General features: G+C 43.7%; 22 protein-coding genes and 1 other annotated feature. Of the genes, 7 read left to right on the top strand and 15 right to left on the bottom strand.

All coding sequences use genetic code 11. The features are described 5' to 3' along the window. Positions 1–24: 24 nt before the first annotated feature. The 5 genes from P0G38_RS02610 to P0G38_RS02590 all read right to left on the bottom strand — a co-directional run bounded on the left by P0G38_RS02610 (position 25) and on the right by P0G38_RS02590 (position 4,952). Positions 25–1,383, bottom strand: coding sequence for a sensor histidine kinase (locus P0G38_RS02610; RefSeq protein ID WP_275853982.1), 1,359 nt, complete (start codon positions 1,381–1,383; stop codon positions 25–27). Beyond that, positions 1,373–2,080, bottom strand: a complete 708-nt coding sequence (locus P0G38_RS02605; RefSeq protein WP_008379528.1) for a response regulator transcription factor — start codon at positions 2,078–2,080, stop codon at positions 1,373–1,375. The genes P0G38_RS02610 and P0G38_RS02605 overlap by 11 nt, the downstream gene beginning before the upstream one ends. Before the next feature lie 141 nt (positions 2,081–2,221). Beyond that, positions 2,222–3,658, bottom strand: a complete 1,437-nt coding sequence (locus tag P0G38_RS02600) for an ABC transporter ATP-binding protein (protein ID WP_128487601.1) — start codon at positions 3,656–3,658, stop codon at positions 2,222–2,224. Continuing rightward, positions 3,655–4,356: an energy-coupling factor transporter transmembrane component T gene (locus P0G38_RS02595; RefSeq protein ID WP_016609842.1), complete on the bottom strand. Its 702-nt coding sequence runs from the start codon at positions 4,354–4,356 to the stop codon at positions 3,655–3,657. The genes P0G38_RS02600 and P0G38_RS02595 overlap by 4 nt, the downstream gene beginning before the upstream one ends. After that, a complete protein-coding gene (locus P0G38_RS02590; RefSeq protein WP_016609843.1) occupies positions 4,353–4,952 on the bottom strand; it encodes an MptD family putative ECF transporter S component in 600 nt (199 codons plus the stop codon). The genes P0G38_RS02595 and P0G38_RS02590 overlap by 4 nt, the downstream gene beginning before the upstream one ends. Before the next feature lie 550 nt (positions 4,953–5,502). Here P0G38_RS02590 and P0G38_RS02585 point away from each other — a divergent pair. Beyond that, a complete protein-coding gene (locus tag P0G38_RS02585; RefSeq protein ID WP_159160685.1) occupies positions 5,503–6,078 on the top strand; it encodes a helix-turn-helix transcriptional regulator in 576 nt (191 codons plus the stop codon). Between the two features lie 25 nt (positions 6,079–6,103). On the opposite strand, the gene P0G38_RS02580 is transcribed toward P0G38_RS02585, so the two are convergent. The 5 genes from P0G38_RS02580 to nox all read right to left on the bottom strand — a co-directional run bounded on the left by P0G38_RS02580 (position 6,104) and on the right by nox (position 10,728). Further along, positions 6,104–7,723 (bottom strand): ABC transporter ATP-binding protein, encoded by a 1,620-nt coding sequence (locus P0G38_RS02580; RefSeq protein ID WP_275853981.1) that lies wholly within the window; start codon positions 7,721–7,723, stop codon positions 6,104–6,106. A gap of 194 nt (positions 7,724–7,917) precedes the next feature. After that, entirely contained in the window at positions 7,918–8,277 is a 360-nt protein-coding gene (rplT, locus tag P0G38_RS02575) for a 50S ribosomal protein L20 (RefSeq protein ID WP_010749133.1), read from the bottom strand. Between the two features lie 63 nt (positions 8,278–8,340). After that, the gene (rpmI, locus tag P0G38_RS02570; protein WP_003128650.1) at positions 8,341–8,541 is read right to left on the bottom strand and encodes a 50S ribosomal protein L35; all 201 of its coding nucleotides are present in this window, start codon (positions 8,539–8,541) and stop codon (positions 8,341–8,343) included. A 60-nt stretch (positions 8,542–8,601) separates the two neighbouring features. Continuing rightward, positions 8,602–9,123: a translation initiation factor IF-3 gene (gene infC / locus P0G38_RS02565; RefSeq protein WP_005228103.1), complete on the bottom strand. Its 522-nt coding sequence runs from the start codon at positions 9,121–9,123 to the stop codon at positions 8,602–8,604. Positions 9,124–9,170: 47 nt separating this feature from the next. Next, positions 9,171–9,294 (bottom strand) — a sequence feature (ribosomal protein L20 leader region). Between the two features lie 99 nt (positions 9,295–9,393). Further along, positions 9,394–10,728: a H2O-forming NADH oxidase gene (nox, locus tag P0G38_RS02560; RefSeq protein WP_005228102.1), complete on the bottom strand. Its 1,335-nt coding sequence runs from the start codon at positions 10,726–10,728 to the stop codon at positions 9,394–9,396. Positions 10,729–11,061: 333 nt separating this feature from the next. Here nox and P0G38_RS02555 point away from each other — a divergent pair, with 333 nt between their 5' ends. Next, positions 11,062–11,697: a pentapeptide repeat-containing protein gene (locus tag P0G38_RS02555; protein WP_142967428.1), complete on the top strand. Its 636-nt coding sequence runs from the start codon at positions 11,062–11,064 to the stop codon at positions 11,695–11,697. On the opposite strand, the gene P0G38_RS02550 is transcribed toward P0G38_RS02555, so the two are convergent. Continuing rightward, complete coding sequence (locus tag P0G38_RS02550) at positions 11,694–12,599, bottom strand: magnesium transporter CorA family protein (protein WP_060791518.1); 906 nt, start codon at positions 12,597–12,599, stop codon at positions 11,694–11,696. The two genes, P0G38_RS02555 and P0G38_RS02550, sit on opposite strands and share 4 nt — an antisense overlap. Before the next feature lie 89 nt (positions 12,600–12,688). Beyond that, a complete protein-coding gene (locus P0G38_RS02545; RefSeq protein ID WP_008379503.1) occupies positions 12,689–13,333 on the bottom strand; it encodes a deoxynucleoside kinase in 645 nt (214 codons plus the stop codon). Between the two features lie 305 nt (positions 13,334–13,638). Between P0G38_RS02545 and mvk the strand changes: the two genes are divergently transcribed. The 5 genes from mvk (at position 13,639) to P0G38_RS02520 (ending at position 19,934) form a co-directional block, all read left to right on the top strand. Next, the gene (gene mvk / locus P0G38_RS02540; protein WP_275853980.1) at positions 13,639–14,571 is read left to right on the top strand and encodes a mevalonate kinase; all 933 of its coding nucleotides are present in this window, start codon (positions 13,639–13,641) and stop codon (positions 14,569–14,571) included. Continuing rightward, positions 14,564–15,562 (top strand): diphosphomevalonate decarboxylase, encoded by a 999-nt coding sequence (mvaD, locus tag P0G38_RS02535; protein ID WP_275853979.1) that lies wholly within the window; start codon positions 14,564–14,566, stop codon positions 15,560–15,562. The genes mvk and mvaD overlap by 8 nt, the downstream gene beginning before the upstream one ends. Positions 15,563–15,598: 36 nt before the next feature. Then, positions 15,599–16,681 (top strand): phosphomevalonate kinase, encoded by a 1,083-nt coding sequence (locus P0G38_RS02530; RefSeq protein ID WP_005228086.1) that lies wholly within the window; start codon positions 15,599–15,601, stop codon positions 16,679–16,681. Next, the gene (fni, locus tag P0G38_RS02525) at positions 16,678–17,718 is read left to right on the top strand and encodes a type 2 isopentenyl-diphosphate Delta-isomerase (RefSeq protein ID WP_275853978.1); all 1,041 of its coding nucleotides are present in this window, start codon (positions 16,678–16,680) and stop codon (positions 17,716–17,718) included. Before P0G38_RS02530 ends, fni begins: the two co-directional genes overlap by 4 nt. A 293-nt stretch (positions 17,719–18,011) precedes the next feature. Then, positions 18,012–19,934 carry a heavy metal translocating P-type ATPase gene (locus P0G38_RS02520; protein ID WP_142967431.1) on the top strand — a complete coding sequence of 641 codons (1,923 nt, stop codon included), beginning with the start codon at positions 18,012–18,014 and terminating at the stop codon, positions 19,932–19,934. A gap of 82 nt (positions 19,935–20,016) precedes the next feature. Here the strand turns inward: P0G38_RS02520 and celB are convergent, their stop codons facing one another. The 3 genes from celB to pnp all read right to left on the bottom strand — a co-directional run bounded on the left by celB (position 20,017) and on the right by pnp (position 25,088). Then, positions 20,017–21,357: a PTS cellobiose transporter subunit IIC gene (gene celB, locus P0G38_RS02515; protein WP_005228080.1), complete on the bottom strand. Its 1,341-nt coding sequence runs from the start codon at positions 21,355–21,357 to the stop codon at positions 20,017–20,019. Positions 21,358–21,359: 2 nt separating this feature from the next. Further along, complete coding sequence (locus P0G38_RS02510; RefSeq protein ID WP_121260725.1) at positions 21,360–22,760, bottom strand: glycoside hydrolase family 1 protein; 1,401 nt, start codon at positions 22,758–22,760, stop codon at positions 21,360–21,362. 210 nt (positions 22,761–22,970) lie between these two features. Beyond that, positions 22,971–25,088, bottom strand: coding sequence for a polyribonucleotide nucleotidyltransferase (gene pnp, locus P0G38_RS02505; protein ID WP_005231801.1), 2,118 nt, complete (start codon positions 25,086–25,088; stop codon positions 22,971–22,973). Positions 25,089–25,197: the final 109 nt, after the last annotated feature.

The following is a 25,197-nucleotide window of genomic DNA, read 5'->3' as shown; positions in this document are numbered from 1 at the left end:
CTTGAAGAAAATCTAAAAAAATCTTCATCTTTCTCTTTCCTTTGGAAAGGCAAGTTTAAAGATACTGCCTTGCGGTTGATTGTCTGTCACGGTAATTTTGGCATGATACTTGTCTGCCAGCTGTTTTACCAGTGAAAGCCCGATGCCTGAACCAGCAATCTGGCTGGAACGAGAATCTTCTACTCGATAGAACCGTTCGAAAATCAAGGCTTTCTTATCATCGGGAATCCCAATGCCAAAATCGGCGACGGTCAAAGACATCTGTCTCTGCTCTTGCGTCAAGGTCACATGAATCGGCTGATCGGCAGGTGAATACTTCGCGGCATTTTCTAACAGGTTTTGGATGATTTGCTGGAAGTCACGTTTATGCCCATGTTTCATACATTGGTTCTCCACAAAATATTCAATCGATTGCGGAACGATCGTCGCTTGTTTTTCACACTCTTCTCGGACGATCTGGGAAACATCAACAAGGGTCATTTCATCTTGGGATTGATTTTTTTCTAGGTCCAGCAATTGATTGCTCAATGTTTCCAAACGCTTCGACTCTTTGTCGATAAACGCCATTGAGGAAGGAATGACTTCGGGATGTTTGGTTCCACGCCGCTGGATCAATTGGACATGTCCGCGAATCGCAGCTAAAGGTGTTCGCAGCTCATGGGAAGCATCGGCAACGAACCGTTTTTCCCGCTCGATCGTCTCTCGCTGTTCTTTCAATAATTTATTAAAGGCCAATGCCACCGAACGAATCTCGATGGGCTCTTCAGAAACCGTCAGTTCTCCTGTTCGACTTTGTTCAATGGCAGCAATTTCTTGCGCCATACCAGTAAGCTTCTGACTCCATTTCCCGACACTCCAATAAATCAGCAGACTGCCCACGACAACAGCGATCAGATTCAAGAAACTGCTGATCATAAAGAGGCCATAGGCTAATTCCACACTATCCTCCCCATTGATAGCGATCGTCACCTGATCCCCATCGACTTCTTGGGTTTTCGTGTAATAGATGCCCTCCTCTGTAAAAACGATGTCTTCGAGAAAAGGAATCACTCGCCCTTGATTGATATCGGCAAAAATCTCTTCCGCATCTTCTGATGAAACGACACTGCCATCGGCTAAGATCACTTGCAGGGCGTCTTCTTCATCTGCCGAGACATAGGCATTGACGAGAAAGTCCCAGGCATCCCCTGATGCCTCACCTTTTTCGATGGCTTCAAGGATGTTGCTGGCACGATTTTCGATATGTTCGAACAAATAACCTACGGATAATAAAATAAACAGCAGATTGAAGAGAATCAGCAGACCAAAGAGAATCAAGGAAAAGCGGCTCGTCAATTGAAATTGGGCTGTTTTTCTACGTTGGTTGACTGACTTATTCTTCATGATCGGTCCTCAAGACATAGCCTAATCCGCGAACGGTTGCGATCATTTTGCCTTTGCCGCAAACATCCAGCTTGTTCCGCAGTGTGCGGATATAGACATCTACAACATTCGTTTGGCCGTCGTATTCATAGCCCCAAATCTCATTCAATAGGTCATCTCTTGTTTTGACGACCTCGGGTTCTTTCATCAATTCATATAAAATCCCAAACTCTTTGGGCGTCAACTCAATGGTTTCACCGGCAACCTGAACCAAGTGCTTGGCGATGTCCATCATCAGCTCCCCCGCCACTAATTGGTTTTGCTGGTTCTTTTGTTGTTTGGCTTCTCGTTGCAACCGTCGCTCGATCACCCGAATTCTGGCAAACAGTTCTTCGATTTCAAAAGGTTTCGTTAAATAATCATCTAATCCGACATCAAGCCCCGTCACCACATCGGCGGTTTGATTTCTGGCGGTCATCATCAAAATCGGGATGTCGCTTTCTTTACGTATCCGCCGCGCCACTGTGATGCCGTCATAGATTGGCAGCATCCAATCCAATAAAATCAGATCAAAGGCATTTGCTTGCTGATTGAACAAGGTCAATGCCTCTTGCCCATCTTTGGCCCAGACCGTGTCATATCCCTCAAAAGTCAATTCGGTCTGAATAAAACTGGCTAAACTTTCTTCGTCTTCTACTAGCAAGATCTTCAAGGCCATATGCGCTCCTCCTCCTGTTTTGCTTCTATCATAACGGATTTTTTCGAAACTTCCTAACTGATTGAAAGAAAAAAATCATGAAGATTTTTTCATGTTCAACAAAAAAAGACGGCATGAACCAAGGTCCACTCCGTCTTTCATTTATTCCATATTTTTTGCTAGCTGATACGTGCCAACGAGTTCCCCTTGTTGGAGTTGAAGCACGTAAGGACATGTTTCAGCTAAAAACTCACGATCATGACTGATCACCGCTAACAGATCAACTTCCTTAGCGACTGTTCGCAACAGTTTTGCGACTTCTTCCATTTGCTGCAAATCTAACCCACTCGTTGGTTCATCGAAAAACAACAAGCGTTTACCAGAAAGCAGGGCACTGCCGATGGCAACTCGTTGTTTTTCCCCACCCGACAAGCTTTGCGGATGTCGGGCAAGGAGTGGTGTTAAGTGCAACAATGAGACAATTTCTTCAAAACGAGCTGGGTTTTGGGCTTTGATCAGCAGCTCTTTTTCCACCGTTTCAAAAAACAGCTGCAAGTTGACATCCTGCATCACAAGAAAGCTTTCCTGCAGCAGCTGCTTTTGGGTCCGCTTTTGTCCATTGATGGCAAATACTGCTTCTGGGCATTTTTTCAATCCTGACAGGACTTGCACCAACGTACTTTTGCCAGCACCATTTGGTCCAACGATCCCCACAGCTTGCTTCGTCGGCAATTGTAGTTCAGGCAAGTTGAGTGCCCAATTTCTGCTGTTTGCTGAGCGTTTCGATTGCTTGATCTGCAGATGCGTTGCCCTTAATCCAGACTTTTCTGGCAAAGATTCTCGGCAGTGCTGAGTTTCCAATGCCGCCTCGCCTACTTTTCGCAATCCCAACTCGTGAATTGCCTCCTCGGGCAGTGACAAAAGCTGAGCTGCTGGATAAGACGCCCGCAATCGTCCTGCTTCTAATAGACAGAAGCGATCTGCCAGTGGCGCCAAATACGCCAAGCGGTGTTCGGCGATCACAATGGTTTTCCCTTGTTGTTTTAAAGAAGCCAATCCTTGAGTCAACTTTTGGATCGCTTCTTGATCCAAATTGCTGGAAGGTTCATCCAATAAGAACACATCATGGGGCAACATCGTGGCTGCAGCGAGAGCAATCAGCTGCTTCTCCCCACCAGATAGGTCAAAGACACTAGCATCAAGCAATGGGGTCAGGGAAAACTGCTGGGCTACTTCGGTGATTCGCTGCCGAATGTTTTCTGGTGCGACGCCCGCATTTTCCATCGAAAAAGCCAACTCCGAATAGACATCCGTGGTGAAAAATTGAGTCTTGGGGTTTTGAAAGACGACGCCAATCGTCTGGGCATAATGGGAGAAATCGGCAACTGGCAAATCTGTTTCTCCGACACGGATCTTTCCTTGCACTTCGGCGGGATACAGCTCAGGGATCAAGCCATTCAAAACATTGAGCAGGGTCGATTTGCCGCTGCCGCTAGCGCCGCACAAAACGATGACTTCCCCAGCTGCGACTGTCAAAGAAAGCTCAGATAATACGGTTCGATTTTCTCGTTTCACTGACACTTGTTCTAATGTGATCATCCAAGCCACATCCTTTTCACGATAAAGCCGCCTAATGCTAAAAAGACCAAGCCATCCCACCAGCGCAGCTTCAGTTCGTGGACGGTGGTATGGGGAGTTTCTGATGCTAACCCGCGAACCAGCGCCGTAGCCGACAGTTCGGTTGCGGTCTTTTCAGCCGACATCAGTAATGGGATCAAAAAATACTCCGCACTTTGCAGCGGATGAAGCAAGATCGATCCTGCCGACAGCGAGATGCCGCGAAAGCGCATCGCTTGGCGAATACTTTTGAAATCTTGTACCAGTGTGGGGAAAAAACGAAATAAGACTGCCAAAGGAACTAACAATACGTTGGGCACGTGCATTTTTTGCAGCGCAGCCATCCACTCACTGTTCTTCGTCCCGCTAATGGCAAAAGCCGCCGCCATGATCGTTGGCAATAAGCGGCGATAACCGACAGAAAAGAAATCCAGCAACACGATTAGTACGTGGTTGCCTTGGCGAAACAAAAAACTATCTGCCAGTGTCAGCAAGACAAACACGCCATAGAGCAGCAAGCCTTTTTTCCAAAAGCCGCTGACTATAAATAGCAGCAGTAAGAAAGTGACAAAGGCAAACTCATCGATCCAGCTGATGGTCACCATCATAGTAAAACTAGCAAAGAGAATCACCGCTAATTTGCTGCGGGGATCAAACCTTGTTTTCGACACATTCCTCACCCTTTATGCGATTGGATCGTTGGTTGAAAATGTTTTTCCATCAAGCGACTGCCGATACCTAAACCAGCCACCGCACCAATCAAAACCGCCAGTGCACAAAGCCCTAACATCAAATTGGAGGTATGAGCAAACACGCCGGCAATGTAGGTTTCATCTTTTCCGCGAGCCACTAATGAATCGATGTAGGCATTTTTCATAAACCATAGGGGTAAGATCGGACCCATCAAGCCAAAACTAAAGACGATATAACTCGCCAGTACGCGAACGTTCTCTTTGAGCTTTGTTTTGTATTGGATCAAATCAGCTGCTAAGGCACAAATCATATTGGGCAAAAAGGCCAATGGAAAATGTCCTGAAATCAAAAAAAAGAGCCCTACCACGGTACCCATAATGGTGATTGCGCCAAATTTCGGTACTTTATTCAATAAAATCAGATAGATAATGCCAGAAAACAAAGCGGTGACTGCTGGAATAAATAAATTATGAAAACCTGGGATCACAAAACGCAAAATCAATAGACAGACGCTCATTAAAAGAAAATAGATCGCTGTATAGATCCCCACTGCAATTAAATCTTGAACCTTTAGTTTTTTCACTGCGTATACGCTCCTTCTTGCAAGCAATCAATGAAAAAACCGTTGCTGCTTGCTTGTACAAACTTATTTTTACAAAGCCTCAGTATAGCACAAAGCAGACGTTTTTATGGGGTGATATGCTTATCAACAGTCGATTTTCTTCTAGAACAGAACCAACAAACAGACGTCACTTCTGAATGGCTCCATTTCAACACACAGGGACCTTTAAAAATCCACTAATGGAAAAATGATGCTTTCACACGCTTAGTTGTTTTCTCCTCTTCCCATCTTTGCGAAATTAATGAATAATAGATAAAGACAAACATTAAAAATCAGCACAGACTCTTCATCATTTTCTTTATTAAGAAACCAGCAGGTGCTTCTATAAAAAAACAATAAGAAAGCTGACTGTCGCTTAATCGTTGAAGAAAATCAACGCTGTACTGCTGTGTAAACAGCATAAACCCAACTGTAAAAACATTTTGACACTTGATTTCAAGGCATTGTCAAAGACATTTGATCGTTAGAATGCAGACATTGGCCTAAACTAATGGTAGAAGGAGCGGATAAAATGAACTTAAGCAAACAAATAAAAAAACATCGGGAACGATTAAGTCTCTCTCAGGAAGGGCTGGCAGAAAAACTCTATGTCTCCCGACAAACGATCTCCAATTGGGAGAATGAAAAAAGCTATCCTGATGTTCACAATTTATTATTGCTCAGTGTTCTATTTGATGTTTCTTTAGATGAATTAGTCAAAGGGGATGTTGAACAAATGAAAGAAACGATTGAGAAAACAGAAATGGATCGTTACACAAAAATGATGCTGCTTTTTATACTATTGACCGCACTCTCTGTTGGGCCTGCTCTTTATTTACCCGGATACTGGTGGATTGTCCCGCCTCTATGTTTTTGGCTCGTCTCCATGTATGCCGCATTAAAGATCGAAAAAATCAAGAAAACCCAAAATATCAAAACGTATAAAGAGATCGTTGCCTTCATGGAAAATCAAGACCTCGATGCCATTAGAAAAAAGCGCGACGTCAAAAAAGATTTCCTTTCAACAGCAGTCATCGTCGTGGTCTTTATCTTGATCGTCGGCATCATCGCATGGCTTAGTACACTGCCGCATTTACTGATGCGCTGACAAAAAATACAGGGTGCAGCTGTTTTTATGATGAAGCCGCTACAACCTGTGTTTTTTTCAATTCAATGATCTCATCCGCATAAATCAAATTTTTCGGGCGATGGGTGATCATAATGACTAGTTTATTTTTCAATTGGTCTTTGATCGCTGCAAAAAGCTTTTCTTCTGTTGTTTCGTCTAAAGCAGATGTGGCTTCATCAAGGACAATGACTTCTGCGTTTGTGAAAAACAATCGGGCAAAAGCGATCCGCTGTTTTTCCCCACCAGAAAGGTTGGCTCCTTTTTCTCCAATTTCAGCAGACAGTCCTCCCTTGAGTGCCTGATAGAATGCGCCTAATTGACATTTTTCTAATACCGCTATGATTTCCTCGTCTGCGATTTCCTTATCAAAAATGATATTTTCTTTCAGCGTTCCTTGGAATATTGGCGCATCTTGCGATAGATAAAAGACATGCTGATAGTAATCATTTAAGTTGTAAGCAGCCAAATTTTTGTGATTGATCAGAACTACACCGGTCGTCGGCTGATACAAGCCTAAAATCGTTTTGATCAGCGTTGATTTTCCTGCGCCGCTTTCTCCTACTAACCCATAAATTGCTCCCCGCTTCAGCTCCAGTGTGCTATCGGTTAAGATTTTCTTTTCTTGAAGTATGACGGATAGATCCTTAACTGTGATATAGTTGATGGTCTCAGACAATGCATCTCCTTGTGTTAATGCTTTGTCCTCTGGCAGATAGAAAAATTCATTTAACCGTGCAAAGGCAACTTTATCTAAGTTGTATTGAACAAAAATCACGTTAAATATTGCAACAGGCGTGTAGATTCGATCCACATAAATAATCAATGCTGCTAAACCGCCCAGGCTGACCGTAATCTGATTTGTAAATGCCAATACCACAATTGCGACTTTGATCAATGCGACTAAGACTGCAAAAAAACCAAAGAAAAACTCATGGAGCATCGTCATTTTCGTCAAACGTTCTGTTGTGTCAGCAGACATATTTTTATATTGTGCGATCTCTCTTTCAAACCGTTTATTTATACGAAACGTGACCATTTCCGTTAATCCGCGAATAAAGGTGCTGTTCATGGCTTCTTCTGAAACTAGCGCACGTTCTTTGAGAGAGCGTAAAACTTTCAAAAGCAGATTGGTCACAATAAACACCACTAGATAGCCCACAAGGATCGCTGGAATCAATCTTTTATCGATCATAGCAATAAAAGCTAAGTTAAACAGTGTTTCGGGAAGCAATTCTTTAAATAAGCGTCCATAAAAATTCAAATGGATATTTCTGCCAGCCGCTGCTCCCGCTTCAGTTTTCTGTAAGAGTGCTCCAGAGCCGATCTGCAAGTACTCGGAATAGGCAATCTTGCTGATTTTTACTAAAGCTTGTTCTTTGAGATAGAAATACATGCTGTTGTGCAATGTTGTTTTTGGTTTCTGCTCAAGATAGGACAAAATCGGTACCAGTACTAGCGTTAACCCATAGATAAAAACGACTGGCCAATCAAGTGTCTTGCCAAATGAATCGAGTAGTTTTTGAAAATAAAAGACATTCGCGGCACTCAAAAATGAGACTGCAATTCCAATCCCAATATATACCATCAATCCTTTTTTAAAATGCCGCCATAAATCAATTGCCATCGTACGCTCCTTTTGCTGCAGTGTTCGTGAAAAAATCGTAAGACAAATAAAATAAACGCTTTCAAAAGTATAATCTATTTTTCGCTTAATGGAAAGAAACATATGAAAGATAGTGAGAAACCATTCTTCGGTCATCGAGAAAAAACAAAAAACCCCGCTCAAAGAGCGGGGCTAACGTTGTTGCCAACGATTGATTATTTGTTTAAAGCGTCTTTTGCTTGGTCAGCTAATGCAGTAAATGCTGCTGCATCGTTTACAGCCAAGTCAGCTAACATTTTGCGGTTGATGTCGATTTCAGCTAATTTCAAGCCGTGCATCAATTTTGAGTAGCTTAAGCCATTCATACGAGCCGCTGCGTTGATACGAGCGATCCACAATTTGCGGAAGTCGCGTTTCTTTTGACGACGATCGCGGTATGCGTAGTTGTATGAATTCATTACTTGTTCTTTTGCTGTTTTAAATAGAGTGTGTTTAGAACCGTAGTAACCTTTTGCTAATTTAAGCACTTTTTTACGACGTTTACGAGTTACTGTTCCACCTTTAACACGTGCCATGTATAATTCCTCCTAATATGAAAATCGATAATTGTTTGTATACGTGAAGCTTGGGTTACGCACTTATTTCATGCGTGCTAGTTGTTGACGGATACGTTTGTAATCGCCAGCTGAAACCATTGAAGCTTTACGCAATTGACGACGTTGTTTTTTTGTTTTGCCGTGGAAACGGTGACTGGTAAAGGCACGGAAGCGTTTCAATCCGCCGCCGCCAGTGCGTTTTACGCGTTTTGCTAATCCGCGGTGTGTTTTTTGTTTTGGCATAACTAATTTCCTCCTCAAAATCTTTCGTTATCTGACTTTAAACTGAAACTCAGTGAGTCATTATTTATCGTTTTTTGGTGCTAATACTAAGAACATACTGCGGCCATCCATTTTTGGCTTTTGCTCAACAGTTGCCAAATCAGCAGTTTCTTCCGCCAAACGATCTAACACTTTCTGACCAATTTCTTTATGGGTAATGGCACGGCCTTTGAAACGGATCGAAGCTTTCACTTTGTCCCCTTTTTCAAGGAATTTACGTGCATTACGCAATTTTGTGTTGAAATCATTGACGTCGATCGTTGGACTTAAACGAACCTCTTTAATGTTGATTACTTTTTGTTTCTTACGAGCTTCACGGTCTTTTTTCTGTTGCTCAAAGCGGAATTTCCCGTAATCCATAATTCTTGCTACTGGCGGCTTAGCATTTGGTGCCACCAATACCACATCAAGGTTTGCTCGTTCTGCAATTTGCAATGCTTCAGCTTTACTCTTTACACCAAGTTGTTCGCCGTTTTGATCAATCAAACGCAATTCACGTGCACGAATGCCGTCGTTTACCATCATATCCTTTGCTATGGTCATTCACCTCCGAGTTTTTTGAGAGAAAGAAAAGCTTGTCGATTCGAAATCAGACAATAAAAAAACGAGTTCTTCACGAACCCGCACGTACTCCACACAAATAAATGGTAGGAATCCTATTCTGCCCAGCGATATCTTCACTCAGGCGAGAAGCGGGTGCTTCTGCTTTTATTTCTCAACTTTTATAGTATACTGCTTTTTTCTCTTATTGTCAACAGTTTTCATGATTGTTTCAAAAAAAAGCCGGAGCATACGCTCCGACTTTCGTGTTTCTTATTCTGCTTTCAATGCAGCCATCGTGATGTAGTTGTATGGTTGGTTGAAGTGAGGCAAGAAGAAAATATCTAATAGCTTCATCTTGTCGATCGTTACGCCTTCTTCGATCGCTAGTGAGAACATGTGGATGCCCATTGCGATTTCAGATGTACGTGACGCCATTTGTGCACCAACGATGCGGCGTGTTTCTTCTTCATAGACGATGCGGATCTTAACTGTCGCATTTTCTTTCATGAAGCCTGGTTTTTGGGTATCTTCGTAATCAGAGTATTTCACTTTCATGCCATTACGTTCGGCAGCTTCGACTGACAAGCCAGTTGAAACCATGTTGTAGCCGAAGATCGAAATCCCGTTTGATCCTTGAACACCCGTTGATTCTAGAGACGTTCCGCCGATATTATGGGCAGCGACGATCCCTGAACGTACGGCATTCGTTGCTAATGCGATATACGTTGTTTGTTGCAAAGCATTTGAGTACACCGTTGCACAGTCACCGACTGCGTAAACATCTGCATCGCTTGTCCGTTGATGGCGGTCCACTAAGTACGCGCCGTTAGCAAACAATTCCAAATGATCTTTGCCTAGCTCGTTGTTTGGTAAGAAACCGATCGCGTTGATCACTAGATCAACTGGGTATTCGCCGTTGTCTGTTACAACTGCTTCTACTTTCTCTGTTCCTTTGTATTCACGTGCTAATTCACCGAAATGCAATTCAATGCCATTGTCAGCTAAGTTTTTGTCCATATCTTCTGTAAACCATTTGTCATAGTAGTTTGGCAATGCCCGTGTCGCTGCATCAAAAAGCAACACATTTTTGCCACGGCGTTTTGCTGCTTCAGCAATTTCAACACCGATGTAACCAGCACCGATAACGGCAACGTTTTTCACGTCTTCTGATGCTAACTCTTTATCAACCGTTTGTCCGTCTTGGAATTTTTTCAAGAAATGGATGTTTTTCAAGTCACGTCCAGGTACTTTTGGTGAAATCGGTACCGAACCAGTTGCGATGACAACTTTATCATAAGATTCAACGATCGTTTCACCGTCATTGGTTACAGCGTGCACTTCTTTTTTCTCAAAATCGATATGGTCAACCACTGTTTCCATATGGATTTTTGCACCTTTTGCTTCAAAATCTTCACGTTTTGTATAGAACAAGCCTTCGTATGAATCGATTTGACGTCCAACCCATAAAGCAGTCCCACAACCTAGGTAGCTTAAGTTTGTATTACGGTCGATCATTACGACCTCTTGGTCTTTGTAGTTATCTAATAGTGTATTGGCAGCAGCAATCCCCGCGTGGTTTGCACCGATAATAACTGTTTTTGTCATGGAAAATTTCCTCCTTTTGTTTACATTGTCATTATAGCTTGCTTGTGAATTTGAAAACTATCAACTTTTTCGCGATTTTAAAAATTTATGACAGTTTTTCGTTGATATACGTCACTTTCAGCGGGTTAAGTTTCTATATCAAAATTATTTTCGTCTTGCAAGCAAAAAGATTGTGAAAAATTATGTATTTAAACCTAAGGATTTTCCTTGTTATAAAAGCATTCTGCAAACCGATTGAATAAATTTCACAATATTCTACTGCTTTTTCGTACCTATTGCGGCAGCGATGCGCCGTGTTATACTGAAGAGAAAAACAGATAGGATGGGATCTTGATGAAGAAAAAAATCGTATTGCCACTACTGCCCTTATTGTCGGCATTAGAGCCACAGGATTTTTATTTAGAAGAAGAACTACTTTTCGAAGGTGCTTTCTTCGAAGGCGGTGACTATAGCTATGATGCTTGTAAAAATCTCATCTTGAAGCAATGTCATTTCAAGAAAGTGACGATGCAAAAAACACGCTTGAGTCAATGGGAATGCCAAAACGTTCTTTTTGAGAATTGCGATTTTTCTAATCTGGAATGTTTTGGCGCCAGCTTTCATCGGGTTCACTTTAAACAATGCAAATTGACTGGCACCAATTTTGCGGAAAGCTATTTCCGTGACTGCACCTTTGAAGATTGCGTGGCGAACTTTGCTTCTTTTAGCAACACCAATTTACGGACGATGCTGTTTCGTCAGTGCCAACTAAACGACAGTGAGTTTTATGAAATGGATTGGAAACACTTGACGCTACAAGAAAACCAGTTGAACAATAGCAACTGGTTTCACACAAAATTAGCAACTTTAGATTTTCGGACCAATCAATTTCAAAAGATCGCGTTGTCCTTTGAACAATTGCGGGGGCTAACGGTCGATCAAGAACAGGCCTTGGTCATCGCCGCCGGTCTAGGTTTGGTGATCGATTAACGAATTCTGCGCCATAAAGCAATCAACATCCAGATGGATAACACTAAACTGATCAATAAGGCAATCCCCCAACCGAAAATACTATTGGTAAAAGGCAGTGGAACATTCATGCCAAAGAAACTGGTGACGATGGAAGGCACAGTCAATAAAAGAGACCAAACGGTCAAAAACTTCATGGTATCATTCAAGTTATTGTTTAACAGATTATTGTAGGTTCCAGAAAGTTGCTCTAAAATTTGAAAAGCCAGCAACGTCATTTCCACTGCCTGTTTGGCTTCGATCAGGGCATCATCCAGCTGTTCCCGCTCGTCATCATCCATCAAACGATAAATGGATAACGCTTTGATCTGCTCCAAGAGGACCGCATTTTGTTTCGTGGCAGACACTAAAAAGACTAAACCGACTTCCAAATCGGACATTTGCAGCAGGTTTTTATTGGTGGTTTTTTCCCGTAGTCGCTGATTCAAGCGAATCCGTTCACTATTGACTTCTTCGACTAGCGGAAAAAACGTGCCTGAAATCAAGAATAAGCTTTGAAACAAAAAGTGCAGCGGTGTTTGCTGCGGCTTTTGCAGGATCAAACGCTCCATCATCGGAATCACATAACGGGTATCATGGGAGGCAAAAGTAAAGATTTGCTTCTTTTTTAAAATAAACGTCATTGGGCTGGTCTCAAAATGATTGTCTCGCTTTTCTTGCTGAGGTACGTTGAAAACCAGCAGCAATGCTTCTTCTTCGGCATCGTATTCGACTCGTGCTCGTTCGTTTTTATCTAAAGAATACGTAAGCATCTCATCGGACAGATGATATTGTTTTTGTAGTGCCATCACGCTTTTTGCGTCTTGCTGGTCGACTTGAATCCATTCATAGTTTCCATCATAAAAGACATGTTTGTTTTCCACAGTCCATCCTCCACTCTTGCTTTCTTCTATTATAAAAGAAAACAGCCAGAAGCCCAATCAAAGGACTTTTCTGGCTGTATCGGCTATTGCTATTTACGGGCGTCTTTCAAAGCTTCTTCCACCATCGTTAAAACGGCCTGTGCCGCTTGCGGGTCTTCGACAAAATTGAATTGATCGCCATCGATCTGGATCTTTGGACTCTCATTGTATTCTTCGTACCATTGATCGTAGCGTTTGTTCAACTCTTTGTAGTAGTCGTATAACGAAGGATCAAAGGTCAACTGCTCATATTCCCGCCCACGTTTTTCAATACGCTCGAGCATCGTTTCAAAAGAAACGCGAATATGCACCAAAAGATCTGGATGCTTTTTGTGGGCTGCATACGGCAGCTCTTCCAACATATTGGCTAACAATTCATCATAGACTTTGACTTCGGTATCGGTTGCTCGCCCAAGGTCCGCATTTAAATGGAACAACAGTGAATCCTCATAAATGGAACGGTCCAAGACGTTATTGTCGTCTTTCATAGCTTGCTTGATACTTTCAAATCGTTTATTTAAGAAATAGATTTGCAGTAAAAACGCATATTTATTTGGATCTGCATAAAATAATGGTAACACTTCATTGTCATCGATCGATTCATAAAAGGCTTGGCTGCCAAAATGATTGGCGATCAATGCGGTCAAACTTGATTTACCGGCACCAATCGTTCCTGCTAATACGATCACGCTCATATCCCCCAACTCACTCATCACTAAATATTGTATGTTGCACTTGCGATATCAACTATACAATACTATATCTTGTGCCGTCAACCGAAACTTTTGAAGCACAGATCAAGAAGTTTTTCAATAAAAGTTTAAAGATTTTTGCTTTTTTTTGAAATCTCATACGGAATGCTTAACGAAAGAGCCTTCTTCTAGTAAAATAGGAAAGGATCTTTAATTAAATTGTGTTTTTGTCAGGAGATAGTTACAATTGACTGACAAACGATAAATGAATCATGTGGGGTAAGCTCCCTAGAGAAATGAGGAAAATAATGTCAATTGGTACTGGCATAGCTACAGGAAAAATCATCTTAATGGGTGAACATTCAGTTGTTTACGGTGAACCAGCAATTGCTTTCCCTTTTGCGGGAGCAAAAGTACAAGTCGAGATCACAGCAAATGAAACAAACACCTTGATTTCAAGTTACTATCACGGTCTGCTTGAAGAAGTCCCCAGCCACTTAAAAAATGTCAAAGACTTGCTGCATCGTCTGCAACAAGATTTCCACACGGGTCCTTTTGCAACCTCCATCGTCAGCACCATCCCTTCTGAACGGGGAATGGGTTCTAGCGCGGCGGTCGCTGTTGCACTGACTCGCGCTTTTTTTGATTGGATCAAAAAAGATTTTACAAAAGAAGAATTGATGACCTATGTCAACTTTTCTGAAAAAATCGCTCACGGCAATCCTAGCGGGATCGATGCTGCAGCAGCTAGCGGGACGGATGCCATTTACTTTATCAAAGGACATCCCATCACTTCGTTTCCCCTCACGATCGACGGTTATTTGCTCGTCGCTGATACTGGTATCAAAGGGCAAACGAGAGAAGCTGTCAAAAGTGTCGCCCATCTTTTTGAAACCAGCAAGCAGCTGGCCAGTCAAGCGATCCAGCGTTTAGGGATTGAAACCAAAAGAGCCAAAGAGGCCATCATAGCCAATCAATTAGAAGTATTAGGTGAAAGCATGAACAACGCCCATCAGGCCCTGCAGCAGCTAGGGGTCAGCAATCAGCAACTGGATCAGTTGGTTTCCTCAGCATTGGCACACGGGGCTTATGGGGCGAAGCTGACCGGCGGGGGCCGAGGCGGCTGTATGATCGCACTAACCAAAACGAAGGAACAGGCTGAGAATATCAGCCGTATTTTATTGTCCGATGGCGCTCGTGCGGCATGGATACAAGGATTAGGAGTTTATGAACATGTATAAGGGAAAGGCTCGTGCCTACACGAATATCGCATTGATCAAGTATTGGGGAAAACAAGACGAAACCTTCATTTTACCGATGAACAATAGTTTGTCCCTGACCCTCGATGCTTTTTACACAGAAACAACGGTGGCTTTTTCACCCGATTATACGCAGGATCGCTTTACATTGGATGGCGTGGTGCAAACAGACGCTGCCACAAAAAAAGTTGCGGACTTTTTGGATCTGGTACGAAAAAAAGCGGACTGCCCGTGGTATGCCACGGTGGAAAGTCAAAACTTCGTCCCAACCGCTGCTGGACTTGCCTCTTCTGCCAGCGGATTAGCGGCCTTGGCGGGTGCCTGTAGTGAAGCACTGGACTTAAACTTGTCGGAGCAAGAATTATCACGTTTGGCCCGTCGCGGTTCTGGTTCGGCGTGTCGGAGTATCTACGGCGGCTTTGCTGAATGGCATCAAGGCACCGATGAGACTTCTTTTGCCACCCAAGTGCCGTCAAATGGCTGGGAAGAAGAATTGAGTATGATCTTTATTTTGATCAATGCACAAGCCAAAGAAATCTCCAGTCGTGAGGGCATGCGCCGAACCGTTGAAACCTCGAGCTTTTATCCAGGCTGGCTTTCTGCCACTGCCACCGATCTCGTGAAAATGAAACAAGCGATTGCCGAGAAAGACTTTACTGCTTTAGGTGAAACGACCGAGGCCAACGCCTTGAAAATGCATGGAACGACCTTAGCCGCCGAACCACCTTTTACTTATTGGTCTTCTGAATCTTTACGAGCTATGGAATGTATCCGAATGCTGCGAAAAAAAGGATTGGCTTGCTATTTCACGATGGATGCTGGTCCCAATGTCAAAGTTTTATGCCAAAAACAAGAAGAACAAACGATTTTACGTGAATTAAGTGCTCACTTTGCCTCAGAACAATTAGTAACTGCTCATGCGGGCAAAGGATTAGCCTTTTTACCGGTGGAAGAATCTTCCCCCATCAACTAAGAAGCCATTAAGAAGCCATCGATTAGGAGTGTCGAAATGATTGAACTATCCGTTCCTGGAAAACTATTTATTGCTGGTGAATACGCCGTTGTCGAACCTGGTCATCCTGCAATCATCGTTGCTGTTGACCAATTTATCACGGTCACTGTTGAAGAGGCCCGTAAAAACGGCAGCATCCAGTCTGCCCAATACAGCGACCTGCCGATTCGCTGGACGCGTCGCAAAGGCGAATTAGTCTTAGACCACCGAGATAACCCGTTCCACTATATTTTGGCAGCCATTCGTCTGACGGAAAAATATGCCCAAGAAAAAGGCATCCCCCTTTCCTTTTACGATTTAAAAGTGACCAGTGAACTGGATAACTCGAATGGTCGCAAATATGGCCTCGGTTCCAGCGGTGCCGTGACTGTTGCCACGGTCAAAGCATTGAATCTGTACTATCAAATGGACATGGATCGGTTGACCCAATTCAAAATTGCGGCTCTTGCCCATCTCGCTGTTCAAGGCAATGGGTCGTGCGGTGATATTGCGGCCTCTTGCTATGGCGGCTGGATCGCTTTTTCAACCTTCGATCACGACTGGGTCTTAGCCAAACAAAAAGACCATACCTTAACAGAATTGATCGCTTTCGATTGGCCAGGATTATCGATCCGTCCCTTGACGGTTCCGAAATCTCTTCGACTGCTGATTGGCTGGACAGGCTCTCCTGCCTCCACCTCTGATTTAGTGGATCAAGTCTATCAATCCAAAGAAGAAAAAGAAAACGCCTATGCCGCCTTTTTAGCAGCCAGCAAAGACTGCGTCAATCGATTGATCGACGGCTTCTTAAATGAAGACAGTCGCACGATCAAAAAAATGATCACGGAAAATCGAAAGCTCCTGCGGGAGTTGTCCGCACTGACTGGTGTGCCGATTGAAACTCCAGCACTTAAAAAGCTTTGTGATCTAGCAGAAAATTATTGTGGGGCAGCCAAATCTTCCGGTGCCGGCGGCGGCGATTGCGGTATCGTGATCGTTGACCAAAAAACCGGTATTTTACCATTGATGAGTGCGTGGGAAAAAGCCGAGATCACCCCCTTGCCGCTGCATGTTTACCATTACCGGGAGGACCTATCATGAATCGAAAAGATGAACATGTTTCCTTAGCAAAAGCGTTCCATAAAGAACACAGCAACGATTTTGATGCAGTTCGCTTGGTTCACCAGTCGTTTCCACAAATTGACGTGGCTGATGTGTCAATTGCGACGACTGTCTTTGACCGCTCATTTTCCAGCCCTTTTTTCATCAATGCCATGACCGGCGGCAGTGAAAAAACCTTAAAAATCAATCAAGAGTTAGCAGAGATCGCACAAGCCTGTGAGTTGATGATGGCAACCGGCTCCGTTTCGGCTGCCTTAAAAGACCCAGGTGTCGCCGATTCTTTCCGTATCGTCCGCAAAGCCAATCCTGACGGCTTCTTATTAGCCAATATTGGTGCGGGCAGTCCCGTTGAAAATGCACAACGGGCAGTGGAGCTCTTTGGTGCCGATGCCTTGCAGATCCATCTGAATGCACCGCAAGAATTAGTGATGCCAGAAGGCGATCGTCAATTTAGCCAATGGCTGTCCTTATTGGAAAAAACGATGGCTTCTGTTGCCGTTCCGGTTGTCGTAAAAGAGGTCGGCTTTGGGATGTCCCGAGAAACGATCCAGCAGTTACTGGCGATCGGCGTACAAACGATTGATGTTGCTGGCAGCGGCGGCACAAGTTTTACGCAAATCGAAAATGCTCGCCGAAAAAAACGTGAATTGGCGTATTTAGACACCTTTGGTCAATCCACCGTGATTTCCTTGCTGGAAGCAAATGAGCTCCAACAGCCCTTTACCCGCATCGCTTCAGGCGGGGTTCGGGATGCTTACGATATCTTCAAAGCACTTTGCCTTGGTGCCGATAGCGTAGGACTATCCGCCACGATCCTCGTGCTGCTTTTGTCAAAAGGCAAAGAAGAAACTATCGCCACCTTACAATCATGGAAGGAACAGCTGCAGCTGCTCTACACAATGGCAGGACAGACAAGCACCAAAGACCTTACCAAGGTCCAGCTGATTTTTTCTGGTGCTGTCAAAGAGTGGTGTGAAGCACGTCAGATTCCCTTAGCAAAGTATAGTTTGCGTTAAGCAATCCAATCGCTGACTACCACATCAAATAAGTAAAAGCAGTACAATTCGTTTTTTATTGTACTGCTTTTTTTGTGTTCTTTTTTCTATAATAGTAAATTTCCATTTATCATTTGGATAGTAATGTTATTTAATTGCTACTTGATAATCACTTTCATTATCAGGTACGTTGTTTTTTTACCATCTTGTTTTCGAATGTGCTATGCTCAAGTTGAGGGAGGAACAATCGATTATTTCTTGAGAAAAGGATCGGTTTTTCATTCCTAGACTACATTCAAAAGGAGGCGTTTCTTATGAGTAAATCAGAATCGTCGGCTGTTTTTTCAACGATCGCTTGTTTGCTATTGATGGCAACTGGCTTTCTTATGGCATCTTTTTCCATTCCTTACAGCTTTGTCCCTTATCTGTTAGCGATTCTTGCTGGTGGTTGGAAACAAACCTGGGAAGGCACGCAAGAATTGGTGCACGACAAACGGTTGAACGTCGATCTATTGATGGCATTAGCCGCCATTGGTGCCTGTATCATTGGTCATTGGTTTGAAGGGGCGATGTTGACCTTTATCTTTTGTTTGAGCGGTGCCCTTGAGGAATATACGACCAACAAAAGTACGCGAGAAATTAGTTCATTAATGGCACTGCAACCAACGACTGCCTTAAAAATGATTGAAAGTGGCGAGCTCGTCGAAGTACCAGTGGAAGCCCTTCAGTTAAAAGATACGATTATGGTGGCAAAAGGCAGTGCGATCCCGATCGACGGTATCGTGATCCAAGGAAACAGCAGCGTTGATGAGGCGGCCATCAGTGGCGAATCCATTCCTGTCGAGAAACGTTTAGGCAGTGAAGTCTTTGGCGGAACCATCAACCTCGGGCAGCCATTGTACATTGAAGTTACTCAAACGAGTGAAAACACCCGCTTTGCAAAAATCATTCAATTGGTGGAAGAAGCACAGCAAATGCCAAGTCAAACGGCGACCCTGATTGAAAAAATCGAACGGATCTATGTGCCGATCGTCTTAATCGCCGTCCCGCTAATGATCGTTTTGTGTACGTTTTTCACGAATTGGGGGTTCCAAGAAAGCTTTTATCGCGGCATGGTCTTACTGGTGGTGGCATCTCCTTGTGCCTTAGTCGCCTCTGCTACTCCTGCGACCTTAGCAGCCATTTCTCACGCTGCTCGTTTGGGCGTTTTATGCAAAGGCGGACAAGCCTTAGATGCCTTTGCCAATGTCAAAGCGATCGCTTTTGACAAAACCGGAACGCTGACTCGTGGCAAACCTGCTGTCACTGATGTCCATCTGTTGCTGGATGAACCCTTTATTCCCCAACTGATCGTCGGGATGGAAAAACAATCAAATCACCCATTGGCTGAAGCGATCTTGGCGTATTTTCACGATGAAAAGCCATTGGAATTAGCCGTGGAAGAACAAGCGGGGGTCGGTCTAGCCGCCACTTACCAAGCTGCCCATTGGACGATTGGAAAAGAAGTCGATCTAACCTCTGTTGCTGCCAGTGAGCAAACCCGCATCCACGAATTGAAAGCAGCTGGAAAAACCTTGATTTATATCAATCGTGACCGTGTGTTAGCAGGGTATTTAGCGCTATTGGATCAGCCCCGTCCTGAAGCTCGCGAGAGTCTTGCCTACTTCAATGAGCAGGGGATTCACACGACGATGCTGACGGGTGATCATTTAGGTACTGCTAAAGTGATCGCAGCAGAAATCGGCTTGTCTGACTACGAAAGTGATTGCCTGCCTGATGAGAAAACCACTCGGATCAAAGAAATGAAAGAAACCTACAAAATCAATGCGATGGTCGGTGATGGGATCAATGATGCCCCTGCCTTAGCGACCGCAAGTGTGGGGATCGCGATGGGCGAAGGAACCGACGTCGCAATGGATGTGGCGGACATCGTCTTGATGAAAAATGATTTGCTGCGCTTGGTCGACAGTCACCGTTTGGCTAAAAAATTACAGCGGATCATCAAACAAAACATCGTCTTTTCTATCAGTGTCATCTTGTTGCTGATTGCTTCAAACTTCCTTGAATTTCTCACGCTACCTCTAGGGGTCGTGGGTCATGAAGGAAGCACGATCTTAGTTATCTTAAACGGGTTGCGTATGCTTTTGCCATTACACAAAGAAACACCCCATCAAGCCAAACCAACTCGCAAAGATTGTGATGATTGCGTCTTGTATCAACAGTCTTTGCATACGTGACCACTACTTGCATTAGAAAAAACGCCCGTTGTTGGCACTTCACTAGAAGTCCATCAACGGGCGTTTTGCTGTTTTTTCCTATTTATGCGTGATTGGCAAGTTGTTCCGTGTAGAGTTTGCCATCGTACATCTTAAAGAATGGATAATAGCAGAGAATGGAAACCCCTAAGTTGATCAAAGCGATCAGGATGGCTCGGAAATCACCACCGGTTCCTAAAAACGCCCCAATTCCGACTGGTGAGATCCAGGGAATGCCAGTAATGACTTTATCGACAAAGCCAAATGAGCTAGCAAAGTAAGCAATCGTGACGTTGATCAAAGGGGTTATGATAAAGGGGATGATCAAATACGGATTGTAGACGATCGGTGCCCCGAAGATCACTGGTTCATTGATATTAAAAAGTCCTGGTAAGATCGCTGCTTTTCCTAAGACTTTGAGCTGTTGTGATTTTGCCACAAACAGCATCAATAAAACCAATCCAAGCGTACTTCCTGCGCCGCCCATAAAAATATACATGTTCACGAAATCCCCAGCAAAAATATTATTGGCACCATCGATATTTTCCGTTAGAGCCACCAACAGGATGGGATTGATGAAACTATTTTTAATAACAGCCGTCCCATGAACCCCCACTGCCCATAAGAGATGGATAAGGAGCATAATCACGATGATTCCTAACCAAGAACCCGTCAACTCTTTCACGAATTCAAATGGTTTGGACAGCAATCCGTGAAGATCCGTGTGGAAAACCGCCAGTACCCCGTTGATCGCCACCATCAAAAAGGCGATCAAAATCGCTGGGATCAATGACGCAAATGCTTTGCTGACTCCATCGGGAACTCCTTCAGGCATCTGGATGGTAATCTTTCTTCTTACACAAAAACGATAGACCGACGTAGCAAGCACTGCGGTGATGATCCCAATAAAGATGCCTACCCCGCTAAAGCGTGTGATCCAACCGCCTATGGCGATCCCATTGTAAACAATGGCGGTTTCGCTTTCTGACTGCAGCAATTGAGCTGCCCCATCGGTAATGTCGACTTGAATGATCGTCATTAAAAAGGCAAACAAACTTAGTAACGCCCCTACAAAACTGCTCATAGTCAAATGATCTTCTTTATGATAAATCTCAGTTAAATAATACCCTGTTGCTAAACAATAAAAAACAGCAATCGAGCCGACAGACATCGTGGTCACGACACTATAAAGCGGTGAAAATCGTAAAATCGTTTGTTCGAAAAAGCCAGCCAGTGGTGGAATGATCTGCGGTAAATTATTGATGATCAAAAAGATCGATCCGACGATCGTAAAAGGGACCGTAATGATCCCTGCTTGCATGATTGCGCGAATAAAGCGTAAATTCGCCAACTTATTCAAAGGCGGCATCAAACGCGTTTCTAAAAAGGTAAAAACACTTGTCATCGTTACTCCTCCAACGAAGGGATCGCCCCTTCTTCAATCAGCTTTTGATACCAATAAAAGCTGTCTTTTCTCACTCGTTTTTGTTCTTTTTCCTGTGCATCATTGCGATCCACGTAAATGAAGCCATACCGTTTTCGAATCCCCTCATGTACACTGATCAAATCAATGGCAGACCACGGACTGTATCCGATCAGATCCACCCCAGCATTGATCGCGGCTAAGCATTGGCTGATATGCTGCGACAAATAATCGATACGGTACGGATCATGAACCGTGCCATCTGCTTCTAGATGATCTTCTGCCCCTAAGCCGTTTTCGGTAATGATGATCGGCAAGTGGTAACGATCATAAAGAGTCTGCAACGTCGTTTTCAGCCCCAAGGGATCGATGGTCCAATTGAAGGCATTTTTCTTCAAGAACGTATTGGTGAACCCTTTGTAAAAACCACGCTCCATAATGTCTTCACTTTGCTGATCGCTGATACCGTTTTTCATATCCCCGGCTTCCGTCGGCTGCTCCACTGTCACTGTGGTGTAGAAGTTCATCGCGACAAAGTCAGGCAGAGCCCGTTTCATCAACGCCTCATCCTCAGGCCCAAAGTCAATCGTGAGCCCGTTTTGGTTCAAATAATCTTGAAAGACCGTGTTGTAACGACCGAAGCAGGCAAAATCAAGGTAAGCCCAGTTCCGGACACTGTTGAAGTACAACGCTGCTTGGTTGTCTTCTGGTCGACTAGTCGCCGCATAGACCAACGAAATATTCGGCACCGGTCCGATTTTGCCATTTGGAACGATTTCATGACACGCTTCGAAGGCATATTTTTCAGCGATCATCAGGTGATGAAATTGCTGGTATTTTTCTGATAATGGAATCTTTTTCCCTAATATTTTTTGATCCACCAGCAGCATGATATTTGGTTCATTGATCGTCAGCCAGTGCGTCACTCGATCCCCATAGGCGGTAAACAGCGTTTTGGCATATGCGGCAAATGCCTCAACGGTGCTGCGTTTTGTCCAGCCGCCTTCGTCTTCCAATGCTTGCGGCAAGTCAAAATGGTTCAACGTCACAAAGGGCTGAATCCCGTGTTTCAGCAATTCATCAATGACATCGCTGTAATGATCCAATCCTTTTTGATTGACGGTACCGCGCCCTTCTGGAAAAATTCGCGACCAAGCGATCGAAAAGCGGAAAATTTTGATCCCCATTTCTGCTAACAAGGCGATATCCTCTTTGTACTGGTGGTAATGGTCGACAGCCACTGTAAAATCTGCGATCTCATGGTTGTCTCTTGGACGAGTATCTTGGACACTCAGCCCCTTACCGTCGGTTTGATACGCCCCTTCGGTTTGGTGCGCGGAAATCGATGCTCCCCATAAAAAATCGGTTGGAAATGTCTGTTTCATATCGTACTCCTTATCCTAAATAAGATGCGCTTGACATCTTAGAATTATTGCTTGCATGGCAAAGACAATATTCTGAATTATCTCTTATTTTTCGCGGTAACGCAAAAAATAACTCCTGTCAAGTAAGACCCTCTTGAAGAGCTGCTACTTAGACACAAAAAAAGCAAAGTCCAGTTTCCTAGACTTTGCTTATGATTTAGAAGTAGCAGCTTATTTTTTCTCTGCTTTGTCTTCGTTCAATAGTGCTTTTCTTGAAAGGTTCACACGACCTTGTTTGTCGATTTCTGTAACCTTCACTAAGATTTCGTCGCCTTCTTTGACAACGTCTTCCACTTTGTTGACCCGTTCGTTCGCAAGTTGTGAAATATGAACTAAGCCGTCTTTGCCTTTGATCAAGTTGACAAACGCACCGAATTTTTCAATACGGACAACTTTCCCAAGGTACACTTCGCCAACTTTTACTTCTTTCGTCAATTCTTCAATGATCTTGATGGCTTTTTGGATCATTTCTGCATCAGCAGAAGCAATCGAAACTTTTCCGTCTTGATCGATATCGATTTTCACGCCAGTTTCATCAATGATGCCATTGATGGTGTCGCCGCCTTTACCGATTACATCTTTGATCTTCGCAGGATCGATTTGGATCATTTCGATCTTCGGTGCGTATTGGCTTAACTCTTCACGAGGAGCAGCCAATGTTGATGTCAATTCATTTAAGATTTCCATCCGCGCTTTTTTCGCTTGATCTAATGCTTCTGTCAAGATTTGTTCAGTGATTCCTTGGATCTTGATATCCATTTGTAACGCAGTGATCCCATCTTTGGTTCCAGCAACTTTAAAGTCCATATCGCCAAGGTGATCTTCTAAGCCTTGGATATCCGTTAAGATCGTGTAGTTTTCACCATCAGATACAAGTCCCATTGCGATACCTGCAACTGGTGCTTTGATTGGCACCCCTGCATCCATCAACGCTAAGGTTCCTGCACAAATACTTGCTTGAGAAGAAGAACCATTTGATTCTAATACTTCTGCAACTAGACGGATTGTGTAAGGGAAGTCTGTTTCATCAGGAATCACTTGTGCTAAAGCACGTTCGCCTAATGCACCATGACCGATTTCACGACGTCCTGGTGAGCCAGCACGACCAGTCGAACCAACAGAAAATTGAGGGAAGTTGTAATGGTGGATGAATCGTTTTGATTCTTCAACCCCTAATCCATCAATGATTTGGTGTTCACCTAAAGGTGCTAACGTACAAGCAGACAAGGCTTGGGTTTGTCCCCGAGTAAATAGACCAGAACCATGAACACGTGGCAATAAGCCAACTTCTGATGCCAATGGACGGATTTCGTCTAATTGACGGCCATCCGGACGAATCTTGTCGATGGTGATCAATTCGCGAACCACATCTTTTTCAAGATCTTCTGCGATTTGTTTCACTTCTTTCAAGAATTGTGCTTCCTCTTCATGTCCAGCAAATTTTTCTGCATACACTTCTTTCACTGTGTCTTTGACTTTATCGATCTCGTCTTCACGAGCCAATTTTTCTTCCGTCATAACAGCAGTTTTCATTGTTTGGTAGTAGCCGTCGAAAATTTCTTTTTTCAAGTCAGCATCTACTTGTAACAATTTGACTTCCATTTTTGGTTTGCCCACAGCTGCGACAACTTCTTCTTGGAAGGCAACCAATTCTTTGATAGCATCAAAACCGAATAATAACGCACCTAACATGTCTTCTTCAGAAACTTCTTTCGCTCCTGATTCAACCATGTTGATGGCTTTTTTCGTTCCAGCTACTGTCAATTCGATATCGGTTTGTTCTGCTTGTTCTACTGTTGGATTCAAGACGTATTCGCCATTGACCCGACCGACATCGACACCAGCGATCGGTCCGTCAAACGGGATATCTGAAATAGATAACGCTAAAGAAGAACCTAACATTGCTGCCATTGCAGGCGTACAATCTTGTTCAACGCTCATTACGATGTTTGTAACTTGTACTTCATTACGGAAGCCTTCCGCAAACATTGGACGGATCGGACGGTCGATCAAGCGGGCAGTCAATGTTGCTTCCGTACTTGGACGTCCTTCACGTTTGATAAAGCCACCAGGTACTTTCCCTACGGCATACATTTTTTCTTCGTAATTGATCGTTAATGGGAAAAAGTCGGTATCTTTTGCTTCCTTAGATGCAACCGCTGCACTTAGGACAACCGTGTCGCCATAACGAACCAATACAGCTCCGTTTGCTTGCTTGGCTAATTGGCCAACTTCTACTTCTAATGGGCGGCCGCCCCAAGTTGTTTTGAATACTTGTTTTTCTGTCATGTTCTGCTCCTTTTCATCGGATCCCAGCAAGTCACTACTAAACAAATGAAAAAATCGGAATGTCGTTCCGCTGCTTTCATTTGGTTAGTAGGATGCTGCTTACAAGGAC

This window comes from Enterococcus casseliflavus (genome assembly GCF_029215545.1).
GTDB classification, from domain to species: Bacteria; Bacillota; Bacilli; order Lactobacillales; family Enterococcaceae; genus Enterococcus_D; species Enterococcus_D casseliflavus.
The sequence above is the reverse complement of the archived record's forward strand: the minus strand, read 5'-3'. Positions and strand labels throughout refer to the sequence as shown.